The sequence below is a fragment of the Streptomyces sp. CNS606 genome, from assembly GCF_000426325.1.
The window spans coordinates 76,537-87,403 of record NZ_AUFD01000022.1; the positions used below are offsets into that span (position 1 = coordinate 76,537).

Genomic DNA, 10,867 nt, shown 5'->3' on the forward strand with positions numbered 1-10,867 from the left:
GTGGCGGACATGCACCGAGCCCTCCTGCGGCACCGCCCCCGCGGTGGCCCGCCCTGGCGGCGTCCGCCGGAGCCGGCCCGTCCCGACGCCCGCATCCCGTGGCGTTCCGCCCTGTTCCTGGCCGTCTTCACGATGGCCGGTGCGCACTTCGCGGCCGAGGGCCAGACCGGGCGGGAGCCGCTGGACCTCCTCGCCCGGCTGCTGCTGCTCGCCGGGCCCGCGCTGCTGCTGCTCCGCCTCCGCCTGCCGCGTTTCACGGTGTGCGCGGTGGCGGTCGTCTGCCTGGTCTACCTCGCGGCCGGCTATCCGTACGGCCCGGTGTTCCTCAGCGTCGTCGTCGCCGCGTTCTCCGCCGTGGTCTCCGGGCACCGCCTCGCCGCGTGGACGGCCCTCGGCGCGCTGTGGGCCGGACACCTCGCCGTCGGGCTCTGGCTCCACCCGTGGCTGCCGCCCGAGGGCGACTCCGGCACCCCGCTGCTCCAGGCGCTCGTGATCGGCGCCTGGCTCGCCGTGGTCGTGCCGGTCGCCGAACTGGCGCGGGTGCGCCGGGAGCAGTGGGCGCGGGAGCGGGAGGAGCGCGCACGCGCCGAGCAGCGCCGTGCCGACGAGGAACGGCTGCGGATCGCCCGCGAACTGCACGACGTCCTCGCCCACAGCATCTCGGTGATCAACGTGCAGGCCGGAGTGGGTCTCGCCCTCCTGGACTCCGATCCCGAACAGGCCCGCAGCGCGCTCACCACCATCAAGTCCGCCAGCAAGGAGGCGCTGGGCGAGGTGCGCCAGGTGCTGGACACCCTGCGTACCCCGGGCGCCGCACCGCGTGCGCCGGCCCCCGGGCTGGAACGCCTGCCCGAACTGGCCGAGCAGGCGGCGGGAGCCGGACTGCGGGTCACCACCGAAACGGTGGGCGAGGCGGCGCCGCTGCCGCCCGGCGCGGATCTGGCGGCCTTCCGGATCGTCCAGGAGGCGCTGACCAACGTCGTGCGGCATTCCGCTGCGCGCACCGCCCGGGTGCGACTCGTCCACCGGCCGGGGACGCTGGAGATCACCGTCGACGACGACGGTCCGCCGTGCGGAGCGGACGGGCCGGACGGCGGCACCTCGGGAGGCAACGGCCTGGCCGGTATGCGGGAGCGGGCGGCCGTGCTCGGCGGCCGCATCGAGGCCGGTCCGCGCCCGGACGGCGGCTTCCGGGTGCGGGCCCTACTGCCCACGGGTTCGGCGGCGCACCGCACCGGGCCACGAGAGGAGACACCGTGATCCGCGTCCTGCTCGCCGACGACCAGTCGCTGGTGCGGGCGGGCTTCCGCGCCCTGCTCGACGCGCAGCCCGGCCTGGAGGTCGCGGGGGAGGCTGCCGACGGCCAGGAGGCGCTGGCCCGGGTGCGGGAACTCGCCCCCGATCTGGTGCTGATGGACATCCGCATGCCCGTGCTCGACGGCCTCGCCGCCACCCGCCGCATCACCGAGGACCCGGCGCTGGGTGCGGTGAAGGTCGTCATGCTCACCACCTTCGAACTCGACGAGTACGTCTTCGAGGCGATCCGCGCCGGCGCCTCCGGCTTCCTGGTCAAGGACACCGAACCGGACGAACTCGTCCGCGCCGTGCACGCCGGGGTGCAGGGAGACGCCCTGCTCTCGCCCGGGGTCACCCGCCGGCTGATCGCCGAGTTCGCCGCCCGGTCCAAGGAGCCGGACGCCGCCACCGCGCTCGCCGGGCTGACCGAGCGGGAGCGCGAGGTCATGACCCTGGTCGGGCTGGGGCTGTCCAACGAGGAGATCGCCCGGCGCCTGGTCGTCTCACCGCTCACGGCGAAGACCCACGTCAGCCGGGCCATGGTGAAGCTGGGCGCCCGGGACCGGGCCCAACTGGTGGTGCTGGCCTACGAGTCGGGGCTGGTCCGGCCGGGCTGGCTCGGCTGAGCGGCCGCCTCCCGGCGCTCGTGCCACTTCACCAGCACCCACACCACGCGGAGGATGAAGACCCACGAACCCAGCCACTGCGCCGTCCGCAGCCAGCCGTCGGAGGCGCCGTCGAACAGCGTCGGTGACGCCACCGCCAGGAACACCAGCCCGGCCAGCAGACCTCCGCTGAGCAGCGCGAAGACGATCTCCACCGCCGCGGCCTCACGTTCGGCCTGCGGACGCGGCCCGCGACCGTCCGCCCGCCGGGCCCCTCCTGCCTGCTGCTCCGCCTCCATGGGGGCATTGTGCCACCCGGCGCCGTGCCCCGGCATGTCCCCGCTCCACCGGAGGGGTCCGGTCAGGAACGGGACTGCTTGCGCCGCACGTACAGCTGCTTGCGCACCCGCGCCACCACCGTTCCGTCACCGGCCGTGATCTCGGCCTCGAACCAGGGCAGGGCCTTGTCGCCGTCCGCGGTCTCTTTGCGGATCTCCTCCAGCCGGTCCTCGGTGACGGTGAAGCGCGCGAAGACGTCGCCGCGGCCGGGGGAGACGTACTCGATCTCGGCGGCCTTGTCCCACACAATGTAGTCCCGGCCCAGCCGGTGCACGGCGAGCAGCGCGAAGAACGGGTCGCTCATCGAGTACAGCGACCCGCCGAAGTGGGTGCCGAAGTAGTTGCGGTTGAGCCTGCCCAGCCGGAGCCGCACCAGGGCGGTGCTCCAGTCGTCGGCGATCTCCAGCACCCTGATGCCCGCACCGCGGTACGGCGGCCACCAGGTCAGCGCCCGGCGCAGACCGCGCGGGCTGGACAGGATCTTCTGCATGCTCCGACGCTACCACGAAGTTACTGACCGGTAGCTCGCCGGGGTGTCCGCCCGGTCAGCCGATCGCCGAGGTCTGCTGCCACAGCGTTGCCACGGAGGCGTCCCCCTCGATGCGCACCCCGTCGCCGTACGGCAGCCGGTTCCACAGGGCGAGGTAGAGCGTGGCCGCGGGCCCGCTCAGCCGGCAGTCGGTCTCCCCGTCCGCGCCGCGCTCCACCGCGGGCGGCAGCTGGGACATCCGTACGGTCCACGCGCCCCCCGGCAGGTCGGACGCGCGGACCGCGAGCGTCACAGGCCGCTCGCTGCGCACCCGGCTGCGGGGCCGGGTGTGGAAGCCGGTCAGTAGCTCGTCGATGCCGTCTGCGGCGAACTCCGCCGTCAACGGGCCGAGTTCGGCCCCCGCGGCCAGTTCGGCGTCCACCCGGTGGACGCAGGTCTCGTGTGCCTGCCGGCGCGCCCAGAACGCCCGGGCGGAGGGGGAGCCGTCGAGGAACGACCAGCACTCCAGGTCCTCGCGGGCTTCCCGCAGGCAGCCGGTGAGCCGCCGGTGCCCGTCCCGGAACCACGCGGCCAGTTCGGCGTCCGTGACGCTCTCCTCGCCGATCGGGCGCGGTTCGGCACGTGCCTCGGTGACGTAACCGCCCGCCCAGCGGTGCACGTTGCCGGTGTGCAGCACCAGGTCGCGCACCCGCCAGCCGGGGCACGACGGCACCTCGGCGTCCGGGCCGGCGCGCTCGGCGGCGGCGAGCAGGGCGGCGCCCTCGCTCTCGAGCGTGTCGATGTACGCGGCGGTCTCCATGCCCCGATTCTGCCCGTCCGGTCCGCCGGCGACGCGCACGGCACGGCGGTTCGGTACCCGTCGGCCCCGGTGCGCGCCGGCTCAGATCACCCGGCGCGCGGCGCAGGCCACCGCGGCGGCGACGGCGGCGAGCGCAGCCACCGTGGTGAGCGCCGCCGTGAGGGACGTCCATTCGGCGACGAAGCCGATGGCGACCGGGCCGACCAGCATGCCTCCGTATCCCAGCGTGGAGGCGGCGGCCACTCCGCGCGGCCCGGCCAGGGCGCCGGCCCGGCCGATCGCGACCGGGAAGATGTTGGCCAGTCCCAGGCCGGTGACCACGAACCCGGCGAGGGCCAGCCACACGTTCGGCGCCAGCGCGCCCAGCAGCATGCCCGCCGCCGCCGTGGCCCCGCCGGCCACCAGCGCCCGCACCTGCCCCAGGCGCTGGAGCAGGGCCGTACCGCTGAGCCGGCCACGGTCATCGCCAGCGCGAACACCGCGTATCCGGCGGCCGCGAGGCCCGGGCCGGCGCCGAGGGACTGGGTCAGATGCAGGGCGCTCCAGTCGGCGAGCGCGCCCTCGCCGTACGCCGTGCACAGGGCGATCAGGCCCAGGACGGCGACGACGCCGCGGTGCGAACCGCCGGGACCGTCCGAGGCGCCCGAACCGCCCGAACCTTCCGGGCCGTTCCGTCCCGCGCCCGTCGACGGCGGGCCGCTGCGCCCGGCCGCCGGGGGAGGGGCGGGCCGGGAGAGCAGGGCGCGTCCGGCCACAGCCGTCACCGCCAGCCCGATCACGGCGAGCAGCAGGAGATGGCTGGTCGCCGACAGCGAGCCGGCCACCAGCCCGCCCAGGCCGGCACCGAGCATCCCGCCGAGGCTGAACGCCGCGTGGAATCCGGGCATCACGGGTCGTCGCAGGGCGGCCACCAGGTCGACGGCCGCGCTGTTCATCGCTACGTTGATCGCGCCGTACGCGCTGCCGAAGACCAGCAGCACCAGGCCCAGCGCCAGGGCGGAGTGGGTGAGCGGGGGGAGTGCGATGCCCAGCGAGACGAGCGCCGCGGACGTGACGGTGACGCGGTGGTTGCCGAACCGTCCGCACAGCCGCCCGGTGAGCATCATGGTGGCCACCGCCCCGGCCGACACGCCCAGCAGCGCCAGGCCGAGTTCGCCGGCCGAGGCGCCGGTCTGCGCCTTGACGGCCGGGATGCGGACGACCCACCCGGCGAAGAGGAAGCCGTCGAGGGCGAAGAAGGCGGTCAGGGCGGTGCGGAGGCGGGCCGGTCCCGGGGCGGTGACGGGGGCGTCCGCGCGCATGCGGTCCCCCTCCTCGCCGACACGACCGGACCGGAGTTTGTTTATGTGCGGCACAAAGCCAGAATAGAGGGGTGACCCAGACGCGTACAACAAGGCTGGACAGGGGCCGGGGCGCCCTCGGTCCGGCGCTCGCACTCGTGCACACCGGCCGGGCGCCCACGCGGGCGGTGCTGACCGCCGAACTCGGCGTGACCCGGGCGACCGCCGGCGCCGTCGCGGCCGAACTCGAGGCGCTCGGACTGATCACCGTGGACTCCAGTCCCGGAGCCGCCGTCGGCTCCCAGGGCCGTCCCTCGCACCGCCTCGCCGTCGACCCGGACGGCCCGGTCGTGCTGGCCGCGCAGGTGCACGCCGACGGCTTCCGCGCCGCACTCGTCGGGCTCGGCGGCCGCATCGTGGCCACCGCCCCCGGCTGCATGACCGTGGACGCCGACCCCGCCCAGGTTCTCGGCGAGGTCGTCGAAGCCGGAGCCGCGCTGCTGCGCGAGACCGGGCGCCGGTGCGTCGGAGCCGGCCTCGCCGTGCCTTCCGCGGTCGCCGAGCCCGAGGGCACGGCCCTGAACCCGCTGCACCTGTCCTGGAAGCCCGGCGCCCCCGTCCGCGACCTCTTCACCCGCTGCCTCGCCGAAGCCGGCGTCGACGGCCCGCGGCCCGGCACCCCCGCCGCGGGCCACGCCGCGAACGACGTCAACCTCGCCGCCCTCGCCGAGCACCGGCACGGCGCGGGGCGCGGCGCCCAGCACCTGCTCGTCGTCGGTACCGGCCACCGCGGCGTCGGCGGCGCACTGGTCCTCGACGGCCGCCTGCACAGCGGTAGTTCGGGGCTCGCCCTGGAGGTCGGCCACCTGACCGTCGACCCGGAGGGCCGGCCCTGCCACTGCGGAAGCCGGGGCTGCCTGGACGTGGAGACCGACCCGCTCGCCCTCCTGGAGGCCGCAGGGCGCGCCCCCGGACCCGAGGTGTCGCTGCTGGAGCAGGCACGCACCCTCATCCACGCCGAGTACGCCCGCGACCCCGCCGTGCGGTCGGCGGTGGAGACGCTGATCGGACGCCTCGGACTCGGCCTCGCCGGGCTGGTCAACATCCTCAACCCCGATCGCATCGTCCTCGGCGGCCTGCACCGCGTGCTGGTGGAGACCGACGGCGACCTGCTGCGGTCCGTGGTCGCCGACCGCAGCCTGTGGGGCCGCAGCGGAGGCGTACCGGTGCTGGCCTGCTCGCTGGACCACAACAGTCTCGTCGGCGCCGCCGAACTGGCCTGGCAGCCCGTCCTGGACGACCCGCTGGGCACGCTGGGAGCCACGGCGTGACCGGCCCCGCCACCGGCCCGGCCGGGAACGGGCCGCCGTGGCACATCGGGCCCGGGGCCGAGCGGGATCTGCCGGCGCTGCCCGGCCTCGAGGCGGCCGCGGGCGAGGCGTTCCGCGCCCTCGGCATGGACGCCGTCGCCGACGACACCCCGCCCGCCCCGGAGGACCTGCGCCCGTTCCTGCTCTCCGGCGGCCTCCTGGTGGCCCGTGACCGGGAGGACGGCCCGCCCGTGGCCTACGCCCTGCTCGAGGTCGTCGACGGCTGCCTGCACATCGAGCAGGTCTCCGTCCGTCCCGACCACGCGCGGCAGCGCATCGGCCGTGCCCTGCTCGAGCGTGCGGCGGTCCGTGCGGTGGCCGACGGCCTGCCCGCGCTCACCCTCACCACCTTCGCCGACGTCCCCTGGAACGCGCCCTACTACCGGCGCTGCGGCTTCCGCCCGCTCGCCCCGCACGAGGAGACGCCGGGGCTGCGCCGCCTGCGCGCCCGGGAGGCGGCCGCCGGGCTCGACCGCTGGCCGAGGCTCTGCATGCGCCGGGACCTCGAAACCGCGCCGCGGCAGGGGAAGTAGGCTCGCCGCATGTCTTCTCGACTCCTCGGCGACCACGAGTACGTGAGCCTCGCGACCCACCGCCGCAGCGGCACCCCGGTGCCCACCCCGGTCTGGGCCGTGCGCGACGGCGACGAACTGCTGGTGTGGACCCGCAGCGACAGCGGCAAGGTGAAGCGGCTGCGCAACGACACGCACGTCACCGTCACCCCGTGCGACGTGCGCGGCCGGATCGACGACGGCGCGGCGGCCGTGCCGGGCACCGCGCGGCTGCTGGAGGACGCCGCCGGGCTGCGCCGGGTCCGGCGGGCGATGGCCGGCAAGTACGGCTGGAAGTTCCGGCTCGTCGACTCCGGGGGCGCGCTGCTCCGCTTCGGCAAACGCCCGCACACGGGCATCGCCGTGCGCCTCGTGGAGACGCCCCCGTCCGGCTCCTGAGGCGGCTCCCGAACCGGGTTCCCGAACCGGCTCCCGGCCGGCGGTTCACGCGGCGCCGCCCGTACGTCCGGGGCGTCACCGCGCGGGCCGGCTACTCCGCCGGGTGCAGCCGGACGGCCGCCCGCCGTACGACGACGCCGCAGGCGTGCCGATGCCACTCTCGGAAGCGACGCACACACCGCGACCGAAGGAGCCGATCGGTATGAACACTCTGGCGCACTGGGGCGACGGCGGCCCCGGACCCTGGATCCTGCTCCTCCCCCTGCTCTGGGCGGCCGTGATCGCCGGGGCCGTCCTGCTGCTGCGCCGTGTCCTCCCGCGTCGCGGACGCGGCCCCTGGCACGGCGGACCGCCCTGGCAGGGGCGGGGCACCGGGGAGGCGAAGGACGGCGCGACCGGGCTGCTGGCACGCCGTTTCGCCGCGGGCGAGATCGACGAGGACGAGTACTGGCTGCGGCTGTCCGTCCTCAACGAGAGCAAGGGCGGACCGGCCTGAGCCGAGGGCGGGCCGACCGCTGCGCGCGCCCGCTCAGGCGTGCTGGGCGCGGGGCCGCCGCTCCCCGAGGGGTGCGGGCCCCGCGCCGTCCGCCGCGGGTACGGCCGCCGGCACCGCCGCCGCCCGACTGCCCGCCGCCTCCGGGCGGGCCTCGGCGGCGGCCGTCTCGAACGCCGGCTCGGCGGGTGCCGTGAACGGTGCGGGGAGGGTGAACCAGACGACCTTGCCCGAGCCGTCGTGCTGCTCGCGGATGCCCCAGCTGTCACTCAGCGCCGCCACCAGAGCCAGCCCCCTGCCGTGGGTGGCCGAGGTGTCCGACACGCGCAGGCTCGGCAGCTGCGGGTCGTGGTCGCGCACCGAGACCGTGAGCCGGTCCCACAGGAAGACCATCTCGACCGTGCAGTGCTTGTCCGGCCCGGCGTGCTGGTGGACGTTCGCCAGCAGCTCGGTCAGGCCGAGGGCCACCCGGTCGATCAGCGGATCGAGATGCCAGTAGCGCAGTTGTGCAGAAACGATCCTGCGGACCTGGCCGATCCGCGAGGGCAGCGCCTGGAACTCGACCGCGCAGTGCCTGCTCGGCCTGCTGTCTCGACTCATCACCACTGCGACTCCCAGGAAGGAGGAGGGCCCGATGGAAAACGCCGGAGGGGATCACTGAGGCGTACGCCGCATCCGGCCGTACGCCACGCCCTTCAGGGTGCGTCCGTGCCCGTCCGCCCGCAAATCGGGACATCCGTCCGGGGCGTCAGCCGCCGAGGACGCCCCGCTCCGCGGCGTCCTTGGCCCGCGCGGTCCGCACCGCGTGCAGCAGCCGGTCGCGGTGCCCCAGCCCCAGCCGCAGCAGGTAGCGCGTCCCGTCCACGGTGGCCAGCGCGCGCCGCCCGCCGTACCAGCCGCCGCCGCTGATCCGCACCCGCTCCAGCGGTGCGCTGTCGATCTCCCGGCCGTAGCTGGTCAGCAGCTCCAGCCGGCCGTTGCGCACCAGCACCCGTCCCGCCCGGGTCAGCGAGCGCAGCAGGCGCCCGATCCGCACGCCGGTCGCCACGTAGTCGGCCTCACCCATGCCGCACCACCCCTCGTCGCTCATCGCACTGCTACCCCGCCACCGCACTCCGCATCCCTCCGGGCCCCCGGCGGTGGCCCCCGCAGGCCCGCTTATGCTCGCCCGATGAGCACCGCAGACGTGGACCGCAGCGACCCCGCCCATCGCACCTGGCTCGCCGACGCCGTCCGCAAGGTCCGCGCCGAGGGCGCGCGCAGCGCCGACACCCACCTGCTGAGCTTCCCGCTGCCCCAGGAGTGGGGCATCGACCTGTACCTCAAGGACGAGTCGACGCATCCCACCGGCAGCCTCAAGCACCGCCTGGCCCGGTCCCTCTTCCTGCACGCCCTGTGCAACGGCTGGATCCGGCCCGGCCGGCCCGTCGTCGAGGCGTCCAGCGGATCCACCGCCGTCTCGGAGGCCTACTTCGCCGGGCTGATCGGCGTGCCGTTCATCGCCGTGATGCCGCGTACCACCAGCACCGAGAAGACCCGGCTCATCGAGTTCCACGGCGGCCGGTGCCACCTCGTGGACGACCCGCGCACGGTGTACGAGGTCTCCGCCGCCCTCGCGGCGGAGACCGGCGGCCACTACATGGACCAGTTCACCTACGCCGAACGGGCCACCGACTGGCGCGGGAACAACAACATCGCCGAGTCGATCTACCAGCAGCTGCGCCTCGAGCGGTACCCCGAACCCGCCTGGATCGTCGCGACGGCCGGCACCGGCGGCACCTCGGCCACCCTCGCCCGCTACGTGCGCTACCAGCAGTACGACACCCGCATCTGCGTCGCCGACCCGGAGAACTCCTGCTTCTTCGACGGCTGGGTCAACGACGACCCCGGGGTGGTGAGCCACCGCGCCTCCCGCATCGAGGGGATCGGCCGGCCCCGGATGGAGCCCAGCTTCGTGCCCGGTGCCGTCGACCGGATGATGAAGGTGCCGGACGCCGCGACGGTCGCAGCGGTACGACTGCTGGAACGCGCCATCGGGCGCAGGGCGGGCGGCTCCACCGGCACCGGGCTGTGGAGCGCGTTCAAGATCGTCGCCGAGATGCGCGCGGCCGGGCGCACCGGCTCCGTGGTCACCCTGCTCTGCGACCCCGGCGACCGCTACCTCGACAAGTACTACTCCGATGCCTGGCTCGCCGAGCAGGACATGGACATCGCCCCGTACGCCGCGACGCTCGACGCCCTGCTCGCCACCGGGCGCTGGAGCGAGCGGGCGGGGTGGGCGCCGGGGTGAGCGGCAGGCGGGCGGGCCCCGGCCTCCCGCCGGTGCCACGTGTGCCCGTCAGGCGCTCCGGTCCGCCTCCTCGCCGGCCACGAGCAGTCCCGGAAGGTGCTCCGCCATCTCCGCGCGCGTCGCGTCCGACAGCCCGCCGTCCGTCACCAGGGTGTCGACGACCGACAGCCGTGCGAACGAACTGAGCCCCACCGTCCCCCACTTGGTGTGATCCGCGACCACCACCACGCGGCGCGCCGACCCCACGAACCGGCGGTTCGTCTCCGCCTCCGCGAGATTGGGCGTCGACAGCCCGGCGTGCGGCGCGATGCCGTGCACGCCGAGGAACAGCACGTCGAAGTGGAGTGACCGGATCGCCGCGTCCGCCACCGGCCCGACCAGCGAGTCCGACGGGGTCCGCACCCCGCCGGTGAGCACCACCGTCGCCCCGTGTGCGGCGTGCGGGTCGCCGGGCGCCGGCCCCGCGGAGTGGAAGACGTCCGCCACCCGCACCGAGTTGGTCACCACCGTCAGGTCCGGCACGTCCAGCAGTTGCCGGGCGAGCTGGTAGGTCGTCGTCCCGCCCGACAGGGCGACCGCGCTGCCCGGGCCCGCCAGCCGCGCCGCCGCGCGCGCGATCTCCTCCTTCGCGCCCGCCTCCAGCGACGACTTCACCTCGAAACCCGGCTCGTGCGCGCTCGCCTCCGCCACCGGCACCGCGCCGCCGTGCACCTTCTCCAGCGCTCCGCGGCGGGCCAGGACGTCCAGGTCCCGGCGCACCGTCATGTCCGAGACCCGCAGCCGCCGGGTCAGCTCCCCCACCCGGACCCCGCCCCGTCTGCGCACCTCGTCCAGGATCAGCGAGCGCCGCTGCTCCGCAAGGAGGTTGTGGTTGTCGGCCACCGCGCCCCTCCGTTCTTCACCGCACCTGCACCTGGCCGCCGTAACGCCTCATCCTCCCACGGCCCGCGCACCA

The 10,867-nt window shown here is 75.3% G+C and carries 14 protein-coding genes; 7 read left to right on the top strand and 7 right to left on the bottom strand.

Features of this window, described 5'->3' with window-relative positions:
• Nucleotides 1-9 precede the first annotated feature (9 nt).
• Nucleotides 10-1,260 carry a sensor histidine kinase gene (locus tag K304_RS29420; protein ID WP_051308534.1) on the top strand — a complete coding sequence of 417 codons (1,251 nt, stop codon included), beginning with the start codon at nucleotides 10-12 and terminating at the stop codon, nucleotides 1,258-1,260.
• Nucleotides 1,257-1,922 (top strand): response regulator transcription factor, encoded by a 666-nt coding sequence (locus K304_RS0116625; protein WP_027764682.1) that lies wholly within the window; start codon nucleotides 1,257-1,259, stop codon nucleotides 1,920-1,922. Before K304_RS29420 ends, K304_RS0116625 begins: the two co-directional genes overlap by 4 nt.
• Here K304_RS0116625 and K304_RS0116630 read toward each other — a convergent pair.
• From K304_RS0116630 to K304_RS29425, 4 genes are all read right to left on the bottom strand, one after another.
• Nucleotides 1,883-2,200, bottom strand: coding sequence for a DUF6332 family protein (locus K304_RS0116630; protein ID WP_027764683.1), 318 nt, complete (start codon nucleotides 2,198-2,200; stop codon nucleotides 1,883-1,885). The two genes, K304_RS0116625 and K304_RS0116630, sit on opposite strands and share 40 nt — an antisense overlap.
• 62 nt (nucleotides 2,201-2,262) lie before the next feature.
• Nucleotides 2,263-2,730: a DUF4442 domain-containing protein gene (locus K304_RS0116635; protein WP_027764684.1), complete on the bottom strand. Its 468-nt coding sequence runs from the start codon at nucleotides 2,728-2,730 to the stop codon at nucleotides 2,263-2,265.
• 55 nt (nucleotides 2,731-2,785) lie between these two features.
• Nucleotides 2,786-3,529: a maleylpyruvate isomerase family mycothiol-dependent enzyme gene (locus tag K304_RS0116640; protein WP_027764685.1), complete on the bottom strand. Its 744-nt coding sequence runs from the start codon at nucleotides 3,527-3,529 to the stop codon at nucleotides 2,786-2,788.
• A gap of 86 nt (nucleotides 3,530-3,615) precedes the next feature.
• A complete protein-coding gene (locus K304_RS29425; RefSeq protein ID WP_486591697.1) occupies nucleotides 3,616-4,830 on the bottom strand; it encodes an MFS transporter in 1,215 nt (404 codons plus the stop codon).
• A gap of 71 nt (nucleotides 4,831-4,901) precedes the next feature.
• Here K304_RS29425 and K304_RS0116650 point away from each other — a divergent pair, with 71 nt between their 5' ends.
• The 4 genes from K304_RS0116650 to K304_RS0116665 all read left to right on the top strand — a co-directional run bounded on the left by K304_RS0116650 (nucleotide 4,902) and on the right by K304_RS0116665 (nucleotide 7,625).
• A complete protein-coding gene (locus tag K304_RS0116650; protein WP_027764686.1) occupies nucleotides 4,902-6,140 on the top strand; it encodes an ROK family protein in 1,239 nt (412 codons plus the stop codon).
• A gap of 44 nt (nucleotides 6,141-6,184) precedes the next feature.
• Entirely contained in the window at nucleotides 6,185-6,712 is a 528-nt protein-coding gene (locus tag K304_RS0116655) for a GNAT family N-acetyltransferase (RefSeq protein ID WP_027764687.1), read from the top strand.
• Nucleotides 6,713-6,721: 9 nt separating this feature from the next.
• Nucleotides 6,722-7,129 (top strand): PPOX class F420-dependent oxidoreductase, encoded by a 408-nt coding sequence (locus K304_RS0116660; protein WP_027764688.1) that lies wholly within the window; start codon nucleotides 6,722-6,724, stop codon nucleotides 7,127-7,129.
• A 202-nt stretch (nucleotides 7,130-7,331) separates the two neighbouring features.
• On the top strand, nucleotides 7,332-7,625 hold the full coding sequence (locus K304_RS0116665) for a membrane protein (RefSeq protein ID WP_027764689.1): 294 nt from the start codon (nucleotides 7,332-7,334) through the stop codon (nucleotides 7,623-7,625).
• 33 nt (nucleotides 7,626-7,658) lie between these two features.
• Here the strand turns inward: K304_RS0116665 and K304_RS0116670 are convergent, their stop codons facing one another.
• Nucleotides 7,659-8,222 carry an ATP-binding protein gene (locus K304_RS0116670; RefSeq protein ID WP_037790765.1) on the bottom strand — a complete coding sequence of 188 codons (564 nt, stop codon included), beginning with the start codon at nucleotides 8,220-8,222 and terminating at the stop codon, nucleotides 7,659-7,661.
• A gap of 148 nt (nucleotides 8,223-8,370) precedes the next feature.
• Nucleotides 8,371-8,688, bottom strand: coding sequence for a hypothetical protein (locus tag K304_RS0116675; RefSeq protein WP_027764691.1), 318 nt, complete (start codon nucleotides 8,686-8,688; stop codon nucleotides 8,371-8,373).
• 105 nt (nucleotides 8,689-8,793) lie between these two features.
• On the opposite strand from K304_RS0116675, the gene K304_RS0116680 reads away from it, so the two are divergent.
• Nucleotides 8,794-9,912 carry a PLP-dependent cysteine synthase family protein gene (locus K304_RS0116680; RefSeq protein WP_027764692.1) on the top strand — a complete coding sequence of 373 codons (1,119 nt, stop codon included), beginning with the start codon at nucleotides 8,794-8,796 and terminating at the stop codon, nucleotides 9,910-9,912.
• A 48-nt stretch (nucleotides 9,913-9,960) separates the two neighbouring features.
• On the opposite strand, the gene K304_RS0116685 is transcribed toward K304_RS0116680, so the two are convergent.
• Nucleotides 9,961-10,794 (bottom strand): DeoR/GlpR family DNA-binding transcription regulator, encoded by an 834-nt coding sequence (locus tag K304_RS0116685; RefSeq protein WP_027764693.1) that lies wholly within the window; start codon nucleotides 10,792-10,794, stop codon nucleotides 9,961-9,963.
• Nucleotides 10,795-10,867: the final 73 nt, after the last annotated feature.